Annotated in this window: 19 protein-coding genes; 5 read left to right on the forward strand and 14 right to left on the reverse strand. The window is 32.4% G+C overall.

Features of this window, described 5'->3' with window-relative positions:
* Positions 1–18: 18 nt before the first annotated feature.
* The 3 genes from ACXGSQ_RS10165 to ACXGSQ_RS10175 form a co-directional block, all read right to left on the reverse strand.
* Complete coding sequence (locus tag ACXGSQ_RS10165; RefSeq protein ID WP_458626089.1) at positions 19–384, reverse strand: arsenate reductase family protein; 366 nt, start codon at positions 382–384, stop codon at positions 19–21.
* Positions 385–403: 19 nt separating this feature from the next.
* Positions 404–631 carry a hypothetical protein gene (locus ACXGSQ_RS10170; protein ID WP_458626090.1) on the reverse strand — a complete coding sequence of 76 codons (228 nt, stop codon included), beginning with the start codon at positions 629–631 and terminating at the stop codon, positions 404–406.
* A gap of 138 nt (positions 632–769) precedes the next feature.
* Positions 770–1,228 (reverse strand): hypothetical protein, encoded by a 459-nt coding sequence (locus ACXGSQ_RS10175; RefSeq protein WP_458626091.1) that lies wholly within the window; start codon positions 1,226–1,228, stop codon positions 770–772.
* Between the two features lie 151 nt (positions 1,229–1,379).
* Between ACXGSQ_RS10175 and ACXGSQ_RS10180 the strand changes: the two genes are divergently transcribed.
* Both ACXGSQ_RS10180 and ACXGSQ_RS10185 read left to right on the forward strand, forming a co-directional pair.
* Positions 1,380–2,252, forward strand: a complete 873-nt coding sequence (locus ACXGSQ_RS10180) for a universal stress protein (protein ID WP_458626092.1) — start codon at positions 1,380–1,382, stop codon at positions 2,250–2,252.
* A 258-nt stretch (positions 2,253–2,510) separates the two neighbouring features.
* Positions 2,511–3,518 (forward strand): 2-hydroxyacid dehydrogenase, encoded by a 1,008-nt coding sequence (locus tag ACXGSQ_RS10185; protein ID WP_458626093.1) that lies wholly within the window; start codon positions 2,511–2,513, stop codon positions 3,516–3,518.
* A 20-nt stretch (positions 3,519–3,538) separates the two neighbouring features.
* Here the strand turns inward: ACXGSQ_RS10185 and ACXGSQ_RS10190 are convergent, their stop codons facing one another.
* Positions 3,539–3,763, reverse strand: a complete 225-nt coding sequence (locus ACXGSQ_RS10190) for a heavy-metal-associated domain-containing protein (RefSeq protein ID WP_458626094.1) — start codon at positions 3,761–3,763, stop codon at positions 3,539–3,541.
* A gap of 133 nt (positions 3,764–3,896) precedes the next feature.
* Here ACXGSQ_RS10190 and ACXGSQ_RS10195 point away from each other — a divergent pair, with 133 nt between their 5' ends.
* The 3 genes from ACXGSQ_RS10195 to ACXGSQ_RS10205 are packed head-to-tail and all read left to right on the forward strand — an operon-like array spanning position 3,897 to position 6,441.
* On the forward strand, positions 3,897–4,679 hold the full coding sequence (locus ACXGSQ_RS10195; RefSeq protein ID WP_458626095.1) for an MlaE family ABC transporter permease: 783 nt from the start codon (positions 3,897–3,899) through the stop codon (positions 4,677–4,679).
* On the forward strand, positions 4,676–5,443 hold the full coding sequence (locus ACXGSQ_RS10200) for an ABC transporter ATP-binding protein (protein ID WP_458626096.1): 768 nt from the start codon (positions 4,676–4,678) through the stop codon (positions 5,441–5,443). Before ACXGSQ_RS10195 ends, ACXGSQ_RS10200 begins: the two co-directional genes overlap by 4 nt.
* Complete coding sequence (locus tag ACXGSQ_RS10205; RefSeq protein WP_458626097.1) at positions 5,440–6,441, forward strand: MlaD family protein; 1,002 nt, start codon at positions 5,440–5,442, stop codon at positions 6,439–6,441. The genes ACXGSQ_RS10200 and ACXGSQ_RS10205 overlap by 4 nt, the downstream gene beginning before the upstream one ends.
* A 51-nt stretch (positions 6,442–6,492) precedes the next feature.
* Here ACXGSQ_RS10205 and ACXGSQ_RS10210 read toward each other — a convergent pair whose 3' ends face one another.
* From ACXGSQ_RS10210 to ACXGSQ_RS10255, 10 genes are all read right to left on the reverse strand, one after another.
* Positions 6,493–7,728, reverse strand: a complete 1,236-nt coding sequence (locus ACXGSQ_RS10210; protein WP_458626098.1) for a metallophosphoesterase — start codon at positions 7,726–7,728, stop codon at positions 6,493–6,495.
* Between the two features lie 174 nt (positions 7,729–7,902).
* Positions 7,903–8,823 carry a mechanosensitive ion channel family protein gene (locus tag ACXGSQ_RS10215; RefSeq protein ID WP_458626099.1) on the reverse strand — a complete coding sequence of 307 codons (921 nt, stop codon included), beginning with the start codon at positions 8,821–8,823 and terminating at the stop codon, positions 7,903–7,905.
* An 11-nt stretch (positions 8,824–8,834) separates the two neighbouring features.
* Positions 8,835–9,131: a chaperone modulator CbpM gene (locus ACXGSQ_RS10220; protein WP_458626100.1), complete on the reverse strand. Its 297-nt coding sequence runs from the start codon at positions 9,129–9,131 to the stop codon at positions 8,835–8,837.
* Position 9,132: 1 nt separating this feature from the next.
* Complete coding sequence (locus ACXGSQ_RS10225) at positions 9,133–10,029, reverse strand: DnaJ C-terminal domain-containing protein (RefSeq protein WP_458626101.1); 897 nt, start codon at positions 10,027–10,029, stop codon at positions 9,133–9,135.
* Positions 10,029–10,241, reverse strand: a complete 213-nt coding sequence (locus tag ACXGSQ_RS10230; protein ID WP_458626102.1) for a hypothetical protein — start codon at positions 10,239–10,241, stop codon at positions 10,029–10,031. The genes ACXGSQ_RS10225 and ACXGSQ_RS10230 overlap by 1 nt, the downstream gene beginning before the upstream one ends.
* An 82-nt stretch (positions 10,242–10,323) precedes the next feature.
* Positions 10,324–10,998 carry an ABC transporter ATP-binding protein gene (locus tag ACXGSQ_RS10235; protein WP_458626103.1) on the reverse strand — a complete coding sequence of 225 codons (675 nt, stop codon included), beginning with the start codon at positions 10,996–10,998 and terminating at the stop codon, positions 10,324–10,326.
* A gap of 1 nt (position 10,999) precedes the next feature.
* Positions 11,000–12,262 carry an ABC transporter permease gene (locus tag ACXGSQ_RS10240; protein ID WP_458626104.1) on the reverse strand — a complete coding sequence of 421 codons (1,263 nt, stop codon included), beginning with the start codon at positions 12,260–12,262 and terminating at the stop codon, positions 11,000–11,002.
* The gene (locus ACXGSQ_RS10245) at positions 12,262–13,341 is read right to left on the reverse strand and encodes an efflux RND transporter periplasmic adaptor subunit (RefSeq protein WP_458626105.1); all 1,080 of its coding nucleotides are present in this window, start codon (positions 13,339–13,341) and stop codon (positions 12,262–12,264) included. Before ACXGSQ_RS10245 ends, ACXGSQ_RS10240 begins: the two co-directional genes overlap by 1 nt.
* 6 nt (positions 13,342–13,347) lie before the next feature.
* The gene (locus tag ACXGSQ_RS10250; protein ID WP_458626106.1) at positions 13,348–13,959 is read right to left on the reverse strand and encodes a WG repeat-containing protein; all 612 of its coding nucleotides are present in this window, start codon (positions 13,957–13,959) and stop codon (positions 13,348–13,350) included.
* Positions 13,960–14,051: 92 nt separating this feature from the next.
* The gene (locus ACXGSQ_RS10255) at positions 14,052–14,438 is read right to left on the reverse strand and encodes a hypothetical protein (RefSeq protein ID WP_458626107.1); all 387 of its coding nucleotides are present in this window, start codon (positions 14,436–14,438) and stop codon (positions 14,052–14,054) included.
* Positions 14,439–14,441: the final 3 nt, after the last annotated feature.

Raw genomic sequence — 14,441 nt, forward strand, 5'->3', positions numbered from 1 at the left:
ATTTGGTGTTTAATGTTTTTAAATTTTAATGATATCAGTAGGTGTTTCTACCAATAGGGTTTTATCTCCACACAAGACAATGGGTTGTTTCATTATTTCGGGATGATGTTGTATCATTTTAATCCAATCGTCCGTTGAAAAATTATGATGCTCAAAATGGTTTTCATAAGATGGATGGTCTTGATTAACTAAACTACTGACCTCAATATGCAAGCGATCGGCGAGTTCTACAATTTGAGTACCTGTGAGCGGTGTTTTTAGGATGTCTATTTCTTGTATGGCTAAGCCTTTCGTTTTAGCATAGGCTAAGGTTTGCTTTGCGCGTTCAGATTTAGAACTAAAATACACGGTAATTTGTCTATTTGAGGTGGCAATTTCTCCCATGGCTGTTTGTTTTATTATACTATTTGCGTTGTTCTGTTTCTATTTTATAGGTTTCTAAGTGACGTTGTATTAAATCTTTAAGGCTTTCTAGATATTGTTGCATGACTTTTTTATCTATGTGAGGATGACTCGTTACAGGTAAAGTCATTGGGTTTTCATTTAGGTCGCGATAGAGCTCTGGGTAATTGGTCTCAATTTCTAGAGTAAGTCGCGTTATTTCTGTTAAAATATTTTTTAAATCTTTCATAAGACGTCGTTTTATTAAATTTAAGTAATAGTCTTTGTGTTAACAATGATTTATATCAGTTGGTAATGGGTTAAAAAAAAGCACTATAGCTTGTAGCAAAAAGCCACAATATTAGGTTTTGTAGAATGCGATTAAGACTTATCTTTTCTTATTCATGATTTGTTCTACAAATTTTTCATTATCAATGACGTATTCAGTAATCGTTAAAATATCCTTTCTGCTAGTTCTAAAGGCCTTAACAAAATTGGCGATATCATCTTCTAAAGATTCGTGTTCTTCTCTAAGTTTATGAGAATCGTATTTAAATGCATCGTCAATAAGGTTTGCTAAATGAATTAAATGAATACTCGTGCGTTTTAAAAGGGAATTACACTGTTCGCTTGTTTCCATTAAATTAACTTCTACATCTCTGACTTTATCTATGTTTTCTTTTTTTGACATCCATAAAAAATACTTATCTATGAGATGTTGTAAGAATCTTAAATCATCTTTATAGAATAAGAGATCTGCTTTCAGATTTTCTGTAAGTATGTATAATTCTTGCCAGTCAGCATCAAGAATATATCGACCTTTAGGTCTACTTCTAAAATCATTCATGTTGTTATTGTTTTGATGTAAAATTATTCATCGCATTGTGTAAATCATATGATGTAGGTCATTTTGAACGACTATTTTATAACTGACTCAAGTCATTTCCTAAGACGAAATTGGACTTTAATTTTGGGGCAATCTTTTAAATACTATTGTTATGAAACGAATTGTATGTGCCGTCGATTATTCAGAAAACTCAGTCATAGCATTAAAGTATGCCCTCGCCATAAGTAAAACATTAGAAGCAAACGTATTGGTTACTCATGTTTATACTTACCCAATGCCATTAGAATTGGAGGATAGTTATCCAATTCCAGATTTAGTGAGTGATACTTATAGAGAAGAACATGCTAAACTTGAGGAATTTTGTGTTAAACATTTAGGGGAAGATGTTTACGAAATGAATGTGAGTATGGAGGTTGTAGAGGGAATAGCTGTTGTTGATACGATTGTTGAAAAGGCAAATGAAATTCAAGCTTTTATGATTGTTACAGGAATGAAAGGGATGAGTTTATTGAAAGATATAATTATGGGTAATACAACAAGACAGCTCATTGATAAGGCCAATTGTTTAGTCTTAGCAGTGCCTTCAGATGCCAACTGTTCCGTTGTAAAAACTATTGTGTATGCTACTGATTTTGATGCCGATGCAGACATTGAAGTGATTAAAAAAATATCAGGAATAGCTAAAGGATTTGGTGCTACATTAAAAGTGGTTCATATTTCAACTCAGAAAGATTATGAAGTAGAATCGCAAATGGAGTGGTTTAAAACGATGCTCAAAGAAAAGGTAGATTATGATAAAATAACATTCGAAATTATATTTTCAGAAGCCATTTATGAATCCCTCAGAGTCTATTTAGGCGACGTTGGTGCGGATATGGTTGTATTGTTAGAAAGAGAAGAAAATGGGTTTTTAAAGAAAGTCTTTCATCGCGATATAGTGAAAAAACTAGAAGGCTATGGTAAGGTGCCTGTAATGAGTTTTAATGAAAAGAATTTTGGGATGTTTCGCTTTTTAGATCTCTAAAAGAGGAATTGTAAATTATAAGAACAATTTTATAGGTTGAAATAAGATTTTAAAAGTAAAGCTGATAGTGGTAGTCAGCGATTTTTGGTTGGTTTTAAAGCCCTCTTTTAATAATTAAGAGAGGGCTTTTTTATGGTTACTATTTGTATTTAATCTAGAGTGTTAAATTATTTTGAAGCTTGGCTAAGATGATGAATATCATTTCGTTATTTCTGTTTTATAAATAGCTTTAACCTATTCAATATTAAGACCTAAATTATGAAAGTACTCGTCTATAGTGCAAAGGAATTTGAAATTCCATATTTAGAAAAAGCCAATAACAAAAAACATGAACTCACTTTTATTACTGAGGGGTTGTCATCAGAAACCGCAATAAAAGCAATAGGTTATGATGCCATATCTATTTTTTCGTCAGATGAAGCTTGTTTTATTACGGTAGAAAAACTTAAAGATTTTGGTGTAAAATATATAGCCTTAAGATCGGTTGGCTTTAATAATGTTAATTTAAGAGCTGCGGCGCGGCTAAACATTAAAGTCGCTCATGTTCCTAAATATTCACCTTATGCTATTGCAGAGCATGCCGTAGCTTTATTACTCTCCTTAAATAGAAAGCTTATAGCGGCTAATTATAGGGTGACACATTATAATTTTAATCTCGATAATTTAGTTGGTTTTGATTTAAATAATAAAACCGTAGGTATCATTGGTACTGGGCGAATTGGCAGTGTAATGGCTAAAATTATGCATGGTTTTGGTTGTCAACTATTGGGTTATGATATTGAAGAAAATAAGACGTTAAGTGAACAATACAATTTAAAGTATGTTACATTACAAGCGTTGTGTGAACAAGCCGATATTATTTCTTTACATGTACCATTAAATACTGACACATTTCAACTAATTAATGAGGATATTATTTCAGAAATGAAACATGGTGTTATAATTATCAATACCTCAAGAGGTGCGGTGATTAATACAGAGCATGTTATAGAAGGATTATCAAAAGGAAAAATCGGGGCTTTAGGCATTGATGTTTATGAAAATGAAGGGGCTATTTTCTTTAGAGATCATTCTCAGGACATCCCTAACGATGATCTTTTAATAAAATTAAATGCATTCCCTAATGTCCTTATTACTGGGCATCAAGCTTTTTTAACAGCTGAAGCTTTAACAAATATAGCTGAGGGTACGATTTATAATTTAGAGTGTTGGAGTAGCGGTGAAGAGACCGAAAATGAATTAACTAATAGCGATAATCTTCTTTAAGAATGCTAAGTTGTTAATCATTATGGTTTTAATCTGTTTTCTGTACCAATAATAGGATAGCCTATTCCAGAAAGGGCATGTTTTACCATTTCAAAATCGTGTTCGGTATGATAATCAAAAGCGACTGTGCAGGCTTCAGTATTTATATCAACTTCACTGATGTTTTCTATTTTTAATAGTCTATTCATTATCGTTTTTATACAACGATCACATTTTATGTTTTCTATATGAACAGTAGTTCTCATAACTTAAGTTTTATAGCTCTAAGGTATCTTAAACAAATGAAATAGATGTTGATATTAATCAGTCATTCCATATGACGCTTGTCATTTTAAACCGCCTTGAAATCCTGTATATTTGAAAAATACTGTCATGCCAATGTTCGTAATTACACAAATAAGAATGCAATTGAGGTCTTTTTTTACAGAGATAGGAGAGCTTTCATATTTTACAGCTCGATTTTTTAAAAACGTATTTAATCGTCCTTTTGAGTATAAAGAGTTTTTGCGTCAATGTTATCAAATGGGTAATAAGTCTTTATTATTGGTCGGTATTACGGGGTTTATTATTGGTTTGGTACTAACCTTACAAACCCGACCAACGCTGATGGAATTTGGTGCCGTAAGTTGGATGCCTTCGATGGTTGGTATTTCTATAGTGAGAGAAATAGGTCCTATATTAACCGCATTAGTTTGTGCAGGTAAGATTGGTTCTGGGATTGGTGCAGAATTAGGCTCTATGCGCGTTACCGAACAGATTGATGCTATGGAGGTTTCAGGGACTAATCCGTTTAAATATTTAGTTGTTACTCGAGTTTTGGCAATAACTTTAATGTTACCGCTTTTGGTGATTATTGGCGATGTTATTGCACTTTATGGATCTTATTTGGTAGAAAGCTCTAAAGGCAATGTGTCGTTTTTACTTTATTTCAATCAAGTTTTTGAAGCTTTAGAATTTGGAGATATCATTCCGGCGACAATTAAGACTTTCTTTTTTGGATTTGCAATCGGTATCGTCGGTTGCTTTAAAGGTTATTTTTGTGAAAAAGGAACAGAAGGTGTTGGTAAGGCTGCTAACTCGGCAGTTGTGTTTACGTCGTTATTATTATTTATAATAGATTTTATTGCTGTTTTTGTAACGGATATATTCTACGATTTATGAAAGAAGAAACAAACATACAAGATCGAGAGGTTGTTCTTCAAGTAAAAGACTTACATAAAAGTTTTGGAGATAACCATGTGTTAAATGGGTTTAATATGCAGTTGCATAAAGGCGAAAACCTTGTGATAATGGGGAAATCTGGCTCGGGAAAATCGGTGATGATTAAATGTCTGGTTGGTTTAATGGAGGCAGACAGTGGTACGATTACTGTAATGCATAAAGATATAACCAAACTGAACGAAAAAGCCTTAGATATATTGAGATCGGATATTGGGTTTTTGTTTCAAGGGAGCGCTTTATATGATTCTATGACGGTTAGAGAAAATTTAGAGTTTCCTTTAAGACATCATACGAATATTAGTAAAGATGCCAAATCCACGGAACAATTAGTGTTGGATACCTTGGATAGTGTTGGTTTAGCCAATACTATAGATTTAATGCCTTCAGAATTGTCTGGTGGTATGAAACGACGTGTTGCTTTAGCCAGAACACTAATTCTTCAACCTAAAATAATGTTATATGATGAGCCTACGAGTGGATTAGATCCTATTACTTCCAAAGAAATTATTTTACTAATGCAAGACATTCAAGAGAAGTACAATACATCATCACTTATTATAACACACGATGTGGATTGTGCACGGGTAATTTCGGACCGAATGATATTGCTTATCGACGGCATAGATTATGCGGTTGGCACGTTTAAAGAATTATCCACTTCAAATGATCCGAAAATAAAAGCATTTTTTAAACAAGATTTATGAAAAATACGAATTCACAAAAAATTAGATTAGGTCTTTTTGTTATTATAGGGACCCTACTTTTTATTACAGGAGTCTATTTTATCGGTCAGCGAAAAGAGATGTTTAAAAAGACCTTTACTATAAGCTCTTATTTTCATAATATAAATGGTTTGCAAAAAGGAAATAACGTGCGTTATGCTGGTATCGATATTGGAACCGTTAGTTCTATAGCAATGGTGAATGATTCCACGATTAAAATTGATATGTCTATTGACGAAAAAATAACACAACATATTAAAAAGAATGCTATAGCTTCTATTGGGTCCGATGGATTAGTTGGTAATATGATTATCAATATTGTTCCAGGAAGAGGCACTTCTGAAGTTATTAAAAATGGAGATATTATTAAATCGTACAGTAAAATTGGAACGGATGATATTTTAAGTACATTGAGTGTTACCAACGAAAATGCGGCTATCCTGACTTCCGATTTAATGAAAATAACCAATGGTCTTATTGAAGGGAAAGGTACTTTAGGTGTTTTGTTAAATGATACCATATTGGCTCAAGACTTAAAAGAATCTATAGTTAACCTTAAAATGGCAAGTTATGGGGCTTCTAATTCAATCTCCGAGTTAAATCGCATTATACATTCTATAAAAACGAATGATGATACTGTTTTAGGGGTTTTAATAAATGACTCTATTTCGGGGCATCAACTAAAAACGATTATCAATAATCTTGAAATATCAAGTACAGAGATGGAAAATGTATTAACTAATGTTAATGCTGTGGTTAGTGATTTTAATACTAATGAAGGCGCTTATCATTATATCATGAAAGACACCTCATTGGTTAATACTCTAAAATCATCTTTAAAAAATATTAATGATGGCACTGATAAATTTAATCAGAATATGGAAGCCTTAAAACATAATTTTTTAACGCGAGGTTATTTTAAAAGGTTAGAGCGTCAAAAGGAAAAGGACGAAAAAGCAAAATTAAAGGATTTACAATAGTCTTATCGTCTATCTTAATGAATGGCATGGCAGATCTAATTGGACCTCGTATTATGATTTTGGCTCGTTAGGGAGTGTTTGTAATTCAATACATGTAATTTCAGGACGCATACCAATTCTTGCTGGAAAACCCAACCAACCCAAGCCTCTATTGACATAAAGGTATTGCTGCTTGTGTTGGTACAAACCAGCCCAATGTTTAAACTTATATTTTATAGGACTCCATTGTAATTTTTTATACTGAAAAGCTGCTTGCATGCCATGGGTATGACCCGCAAGGGTTAAAGCGATATCTGTTTTATCAATAACTTCTTCTGGCCAATGCGTAGGATCATGAGATAATAAAATTTTAAAAGGTATGGTTTTTACATGTGCCATAGCTTTTTGTAAATCACAGTAGCGTTTAAGAGGAGGTTCTCCCCAATTCTCTACACCAATAATAGCGATGTGTTCATTGTTTTTAGAAATGACTTCAGCTTCGTTTAATAACAATTTAAAATCTATCGTTTTAAAAAACTGCTTAATGGCTTCAGAATTTTCTTGTTTTGCTTCTAAAGTGTCCCAAGTACTATAATCGCTATAATCGTGATTTCCTAAAATAGCATATTTTCCTTTTTTTGCTTTGAGTTGACTAAAGACAGTATCCCAGCCTCGTAATTCCCAAGCATAATTATTTACAATATCACCTGTAAATACAATATAGTCGGGCTGTAGCTTGTTAATTTTTTCAATGGCTTTTACTAATTTCTCATAAGCATAATTAAAACTACCTAAATGGAGGTCTGAGATTTGTACAATTTTAATTCCATTAAAAGATTTTGGTAAAAGTCTGGATTTAATAATATGATGATGGACTTTAAATTTATAAACCGCTATATAAATGCCATGCAGTATCACAAAAAATGGAAGAAATCCTGAAAGTAATCCAACAACAGGAACAATGATGAGTGATTCACTTTCCGAAAACAAATAATTTGTAAAATAAAGCACAGAGATGATAATGACAAAAATCAATTTAGGAACAAATGAAGAAATCGCAAGACCATAAAATTTAGAAATTAAAAGTTGTTTTTTTATAGGGTTTACATCATCTAAAGTCACTTTTAGTACTAAAATAGAAGTGATTAAACCAATAGAAAATAACCAAAATAAAACATGAATGCTTGTCCTTAGTAGTGGCGATGGTATTAGTTGCGTAATAGATTGTAGCCAATAGAACGCGAGCATATCTAAAATTAATATGGCAATACACATTAGTACTATAGAGAAAAGAGAAAATGATTTCATGTGTTCTGTTTTATCAGATCAAAAAATGAAGCCTGCAGTTTAAAAGGCAATAGCTTCAGTAACCATTATTAAAAAAAAAATCATTATTGATACATCTTGAGAATTTTCAATACTAAAAAGGTCACTACCGAAAATTTTAGTGTTGCAGATTAACCTAGCAGGGCTTTTATAAATTTACTCCGTTTGTTTATGATTCATGTTAACTTTTAAATCTGGTATTTTAATAACTTCGACGGTTGCAGAGGCTAAAATAATTTTTCCATTAGTGTTTTCAATTTCCAATCTTATTTTATCATTGAGGAGATGTTTAACATAGCGTCGTTTTTTATAATCCACAATGTATCTCAGGTTAAATTGAATCCAATTGTCAGTAAGCGATATGGCTAAGGTTGGGTCTATCTGTGCATCTTCTATGTAGTATTTATTGACTACAGTGGTCCAATCTGTTTTAGAATTTATGGTATATTCAGAAAGTATTTCAGAAGCAATGTTTATAATCATTGATTTGGCTAAATCGATATCGGAACCATAACGAATAGGTAGGTTAAATTCGTCCCAGATAAATGGAAAATCTTGAGCGTAGTTATAAATTGGGCCTTTAAAAACAAAAGCATTACTCAGTTTTACAATACGTCCGCTATAATTATCACTGCTAACCCATTCGCCAATTTCCATCATGGTGGTGTAGATGCTATCGACATCAATGACATCACCTTTAATTCCATTAATCTCAATACGATCCCCAGGTTTGTACACTTTTACTAAAAAGATATAAATAGAACCGGCAATACTAAGTATCAATTCTTGTAATGTAAAGGCTAATCCTGCGGTAAATAAACCAATAATAATAGTGAAATCTTTAATAGAACCAGAAAAGTAGATAATGGCCATTATGATTAAAAGCACATAGCCAACAAGTTCAATGCCTTTTTGTGCTTTGTAGCGTATAATAGTATTAGATATGTTTTTTTTAAAATACCGTCTTATCAACTGTATCACCATTAAAATAAGCGCAAGTATTATCATAAATTTAATAATACTAACTAATAATGGATTAGTATTAATCCACGCTTTTAATACTTCTAGGTCTATCATTAAAAATTGGTTTATAAATTCTCGTAAAAATCCAATTTATTCCGTAAAGCTGTAATTTCAGACTGAAGGGTTTCTACTTGTTTTAGTAAATTGTAAATAGCATCAATACCTTCAATGTTAATATCTAAATCGTAATGCAAGCGCATCATTTTTTCAACATCATGCAGCTGGTTTGTTTTGAGATAGGTTTTATGATCTGTAATAATAATCTCAACGAGTTCGTACTCATGTAATGTATTAATAAAGCTAACAGGAACATTGTAATGGGTACAAAATTGAGAGATTGATATAAGCTGTGTGGTTTCCATGTTATCTTAATTTTGATAATTCAGTAAAAAGTTCTTTTTCTTTAGGAGTGAGTTTTGTCGGTGTTTTTATAACATAGGTGATGTATAAATCGCCAAACTGTCCTTCTTTTTTATATTTAGGAAACCCTTTGCCTTTGAGTTTTACTTTTGTACCATTTTGTGTTTCTGGTTTTACCGTAAGTTTTACTTTACCATCAAAAGTATCTACCATAATTTCTCCACCTAAGAGCGCTTTGTAGAGATCTAAATCTACTGTAGCGTATAAATTATTACCATCTCTTTTAAAGTTAGTATCATTATGAATTAAAAACTCAATAAGCAAGTCTCCATTTGGTCCGCCATTCACTCCTTTTCCTCCGTGACCTTTTATTTTAATAACTTGACCGTTTTCAACACCTGCAGGAATTGTAATTCTAATGTTTTTATTATTAACCGTTAACGTTCGTTTGTGAGTGCTGTAAACATCTTTGAGGTTAAGCTGTAATTGGGCATTAAAATCTTGACCTCTAAACTGAGATTGTCGACGTTGCCCTTTTGCTCCAGCTGCACCGCCAAACATAGAACTGAAAAAGTCAGAGAAATCACTTTCGCTATAATCTCCATAACTTCCCTGCGAACCTTGTTGTTGCGAATACTGCTTTTGTTGCTGTTTTGCTTTTTCGTATTCTTCTGCATGTTGCCAATTTTCTCCGTATTCATCGTATTTTTTTCGATTTTCGGGATGACTCAATACTTCATTGGCTTCATTGATTTTCTTAAACTTTTGCTCTGCTGCTTTGTCATTGGGATTAAGATCGGGATGGTATTTACGAGCAAGCTTGCGATACGCTTTTTTTATATCCTTATCGGAAGCGGTTTTAGATATTCCCAATATTTTATAGTAATCTATATATGCCATTATTGTTTATTATGAGTTTTAGTATACTGCTTTAACATTTGCTTTAGCGTTTCAAGATAATCTTCCATTATACTGATGGTCATGTGTGGATGTGATGAAGACGGAATTGTAATAGGGCTTTCATCTAAGGATTTGTATAATTCAGGATAATTAACCTCAATACTCGTCGTAAGCCTTATAATTTGATTTTCTAAGTTTTGTAATGTTTTCATAACGTTATCTTTAAAAATACACCATAAAATTAACTAAAAGGTGAAGGTCTTGAAATGATTTATATCAGTGCATAAGGCTATTTTATAACCGTATCTTACCATCTTCCATCTGGATGATTCGATCTGTTTTATTGGCAAAATCTTCGTCGTGAGTAACAATAAGTAACGACAAATTTTCTTCTTTACTTAAACGTTTAAAAATATTAAACACATTTTCCGCATTATGGCTATCTAGATTTCCTGTGGGTTCATCTCCCATAATAATAGAAGGGTTATTAATTAAGGCGCGGGCTATGGCGACCCGTTGTTTTTCACCACCAGAAACACGTGAGGCTTGTTTTTTGGCTAAATGTTCAATATTTAACATTTTTAGTTTTTCCATGGCATCATGCTCAATCTCTTGATACGATTTTTCTCCTAATTTTTTAGCAGGAAGCATTACGTTTTCTAAAATGGTAAATTCAGAAAGCAAATAATGAAACTGAAACACAAAACCAATATGTTTATTTCGCATATAGGATAAATGTTCATTAGCGCTACCAGATATAAGTTTGTTGTCTAAATACAACTCACCGTCGTAATCGGTATCCATAGTAGAGAGAATATAAAGTAATGTAGATTTTCCACAACCCGATTTTCCCATTATGGATGCGAATTCTCCTTTTTTTACCTGAAAGTTGATGTCTTTTAAAACATGAAACAATACAGGGGTTTTAAAGTATTTATTGATATGTTTTGCTTCTAGTACAGTAGTCATGTTATAGGCCTCTTATAATTTTTACAGGATCAATTTTTTTAGCTTTTTTAGAGGGTAAATACCCAGCAAGAAAAGTGGAAAGCATAGCGAATGAAAAACCGATAATAAAAAATGATGGTTGAATGTTGATAGGATAGGTGTCTACAGTTGGAATGGCTTCTGTTTCAAAAGGAACTGTAGCAATTAAGCTCGATAATCCGTAACCAATGAGCAAGCCCATAACACCGCCAACAAAACCTATAATCATAGCTTGACTCATAAATATAAGCTGCACATCTTTACCCGAAAATCCAATGGCTTTTAATATGGCGATATCATTCATTTTTTCGTAAATAAGCATGTTTAAAATATTGTAAATACCAAAGCCAGCAACAATAAGTAATGTAATAGATACGGCATAAGTAATAAGGTTTCTAATGTCAGTACCTGTTTCAAATTGTGCATTAGCGGTTTTAATATCCATTGCTTTTAAGTCAAATTGTTGTTCAATTTTTTGAGCGAGTGGTAAGGCTTTTTCAATATCGTAAAGCTTCACATTAATATCTGTGATGTAATTATTCGCTTCACCCAAAATCCGTTGTACTGTTTTTATATTGCTAAAACTTTGGACAGCATCTAAATCTGCAATACCACTCTGATAAAAGCCGACAATTTTTAGAGGAAAAATGCCTCCGTTAATCGGACTGACTTGTACACGGTCTCCCACTTTTAAAGCCATTTTTTTAGCAATACCAATGCCTAATAAAATACTGTTATCGGTGTTTTGTAAAGCTTCAGCAGAGCCTTCAACAATATAATCTCCTAAATTAAAGAGTTCAACTTCGCTCAAGGGATTTATTCCTGTTAAGTTTCCGGCGAGTTCAATAGAACCAGCCATATAAAAAATTTGAGTTTTAACCTGAGGAAGCGCACCTCTAACCGCTTCATCTTTTTCTAAAAACTTAATAATAGGCAAGCCATTGTGGATTTTTTTCTGACTCAATTTGGGTTTAATAGAATGCACAACGTTAAAGCTTTCCTTTAAATTATCATATAAAGAAATGGGTTGCTTTTCTGAGGGTTCTATTTCATTATAAATATGAATGTGAGGTGTTTGGTTTAAGACTAAATCATCTAACATGGTATTTAAACCGGTCATAAAACAGACTAAAGTAATATATGAGCCTATACCAAATGTAACACCAAGTGCAGCAATAGCGGTTTGCTTTATTTTAGTAAGCAAATGGGTTTTAGCGATACTTAAAATGATATTCCAATTAACCATTAGTTTTGTTTATAAACATAAGTGTCTTTGTTGATTCCAGACACTATTTCGATGTAATCCATATTTTCTAAACCTGTTTTTACAGTAACAATACCGTCATCTGTTTTAACTTTATTCCCATCAATGATATAGGCTTTTGGTAAGGTTAAAACCTTATCTTTTTTTGCAATAATGATATTAGCTTCACCAGAAAGTCCAGGATATAACACTTTGGGTTGTTCTACAAAAACAGCTTCAACTTTAAAGGTTTGGTTTTGTTCATCCTTTTTAGGGTATATTTTTGAGATTTTTCCTTTAAATATCACCTCGTCATAAGCATCTAAACTAATCACAACTTCTTGGTTTAATGCAATGCGAACAATATCAACTTCATCGACCAAAAGCTCTATGATAAATCGATTAGCACTACCAATGCTTGCAATAGGGTCCATGGTAGTTACAATTTCGCCAGGTTCTTTGTATAGGGCATATACTTTGCCATTAATTTTGCTCGTTACAGTGAAATCTTGAGTTTTAATAGATGTAGACTGGTAATTGTTTTGAGCTTGTTTTACGGCTATATCTAATTCTTTTTTCGTTCTATTATATTTATTACGCAAGAGTTTTAATTGCGTTGAAGCCAGTTCATAATTTAGTTTTTTGGTATCGTATTGTACCTTAGATCCAATATGTTGATCCCATAGATTCTTTTGTCTGTAATAATTAATAGAATCATTTTTAAAAGTCAATGTGGCTGCGATTATTTCATCTTCAATACTGCTTAGAATAGCAGCGCTACCCGAATAGTTTTCTTGAGCCAGATGTAAAGCTAGTTTAGCATTCTGACTATTTATTTTGGGTGTACTATTAATGATTTGTATAAGTGGTTCACCTTTAAAAACTAAATCTCCTTCTTCTATTAGATTAGCATCTAATATGCCAGAGACAATCGCATAGACTTGATATAAGCTATCCGGTTGAATAATCGCTGAAGAATACACGGCTTCCGTTAAGGCACGTTCCTCAGGTAAAATTTTGTCTTGCTTAGTTTCACAAGAGAGCAAGATTAAAAATAGATATAGAACGCTATAGAATTTCATTACCAATTATTTTAGCTTTATTAAAGACCATTTGTTGTTTTTGTTTTTCACAGCATATAAATGATCAGAAAGACGTTTTGCAGCAATGGTTGGAGGTTGGCGTAAGTAATCTTTATCAACAACTACATTAACACCAGCTGGATTTAAATAATATTCAACTGTTCCATCAAGGCCAATAACAACTTCGTAATATTTATAGTACACTACATTTTTATCTAAAGCTTTATTTTTGGCTACAGTATTTTTTATGAGTTCTAAAGCCAGTGCTTTTCCATTGTTAAAATTAGCTGCATTTAAAAATTGAGGTGTAATAACGGTGGCGCCTGAAGAGTCTATATAACCAAAGTAAGAAATACCATCTTTAGAGGCTTCAATAATACAGCGATCATCACTAAATATAGGATAACTAACATTGTCGATTGTCGTAGGGACGAGATCGGATCTGTAATCTATAACAATAGCTCCTTTTTTGTCTATAAATGCCCATTGTCCATCTTTTTTGATGGCCGCTAATCCATTGTGAAACGGCGAAACAAAGTCAATATCTTCTATAGTTTGTCCATTTCCAAATAATGGAACCATAACCAGTACTAATAATAGTAATAATGCTCTTTTCATGATTTCTATGTTTTATAATTAATACCTTAAAATTACTTTTGCTAGAAGTCTTATGAAATGATATTGGTCAGATGGCCAATTTTATTTAACCATTACGGCTCCCCTTTTTTTAATTCTAAATCAAGTTTTGCAAGTAGTATTAATTCAGACTTATTTTGTCCTGAAAAACTTGCAGTGATGGCGCTTGCCGTTTTTAAAATTTTAGAATTCATCGTTTTATCAAACAACGAAGAATGTGTGTTTTTAAAATCAACAAAACTTTGAAAATAACTATGAGGATCGTGAGTTTTGTTGTTTTGCAATTGTTTGAATGTATTTAGAATTAAGGTAGCATCATGGTTTAATGGCAACCATTCTGTCTTAATGATAGTTTCAAGACACTTAAATTCCTCTTCCTTTACACTATAATCAATAGCTGAAATAGCATAAAAGAGTTGACCAAGACTTTGATAAAATTCTACAGTGGTTTTTGGGTTCAAAAT

Source organism: Winogradskyella sp. PC D3.3, from assembly GCF_054366245.1.

What these genes read in the sequence shown, in the direction of transcription:
- ACXGSQ_RS10205 (WP_458626097.1), top strand. Translation starts at nt 5,440, where the DNA reads ATGAAAAATACGAATTCACAAAAAATTAGATTAGGTCTTTTTGTTATT.
- ACXGSQ_RS10220 (WP_458626100.1), bottom strand. Translation starts at nt 9,131, where the DNA reads ATGGAAACCACACAGCTTATATCAATCTCTCAATTTTGTACCCATTAC.
- ACXGSQ_RS10240 (WP_458626104.1), bottom strand. Translation starts at nt 12,262, where the DNA reads ATGGTTAATTGGAATATCATTTTAAGTATCGCTAAAACCCATTTGCTT.
- ACXGSQ_RS10180 (WP_458626092.1), top strand. Translation starts at nt 1,380, where the DNA reads ATGAAACGAATTGTATGTGCCGTCGATTATTCAGAAAACTCAGTCATA.
- ACXGSQ_RS10170 (WP_458626090.1), bottom strand. Translation starts at nt 631, where the DNA reads ATGAAAGATTTAAAAAATATTTTAACAGAAATAACGCGACTTACTCTA.
- ACXGSQ_RS10225 (WP_458626101.1), bottom strand. Translation starts at nt 10,029, where the DNA reads ATGGCATATATAGATTACTATAAAATATTGGGAATATCTAAAACCGCT.
- ACXGSQ_RS10200 (WP_458626096.1), top strand. Translation starts at nt 4,676, where the DNA reads ATGAAAGAAGAAACAAACATACAAGATCGAGAGGTTGTTCTTCAAGTA.
- ACXGSQ_RS10235 (WP_458626103.1), bottom strand. Translation starts at nt 10,998, where the DNA reads ATGACTACTGTACTAGAAGCAAAACATATCAATAAATACTTTAAAACC.
- ACXGSQ_RS10215 (WP_458626099.1), bottom strand. Translation starts at nt 8,823, where the DNA reads ATGATAGACCTAGAAGTATTAAAAGCGTGGATTAATACTAATCCATTA.
- ACXGSQ_RS10250 (WP_458626106.1), bottom strand. Translation starts at nt 13,959, where the DNA reads ATGAAAAGAGCATTATTACTATTATTAGTACTGGTTATGGTTCCATTA.
- ACXGSQ_RS10185 (WP_458626093.1), top strand. Translation starts at nt 2,511, where the DNA reads ATGAAAGTACTCGTCTATAGTGCAAAGGAATTTGAAATTCCATATTTA.
- ACXGSQ_RS10165 (WP_458626089.1), bottom strand. Translation starts at nt 384, where the DNA reads ATGGGAGAAATTGCCACCTCAAATAGACAAATTACCGTGTATTTTAGT.
- ACXGSQ_RS10210 (WP_458626098.1), bottom strand. Translation starts at nt 7,728, where the DNA reads ATGAAATCATTTTCTCTTTTCTCTATAGTACTAATGTGTATTGCCATA.
- ACXGSQ_RS10175 (WP_458626091.1), bottom strand. Translation starts at nt 1,228, where the DNA reads ATGAATGATTTTAGAAGTAGACCTAAAGGTCGATATATTCTTGATGCT.
- ACXGSQ_RS10230 (WP_458626102.1), bottom strand. Translation starts at nt 10,241, where the DNA reads ATGAAAACATTACAAAACTTAGAAAATCAAATTATAAGGCTTACGACG.
- ACXGSQ_RS10245 (WP_458626105.1), bottom strand. Translation starts at nt 13,341, where the DNA reads ATGAAATTCTATAGCGTTCTATATCTATTTTTAATCTTGCTCTCTTGT.
- ACXGSQ_RS10195 (WP_458626095.1), top strand. Translation starts at nt 3,897, where the DNA reads ATGTTCGTAATTACACAAATAAGAATGCAATTGAGGTCTTTTTTTACA.
- ACXGSQ_RS10190 (WP_458626094.1), bottom strand. Translation starts at nt 3,763, where the DNA reads ATGAGAACTACTGTTCATATAGAAAACATAAAATGTGATCGTTGTATA.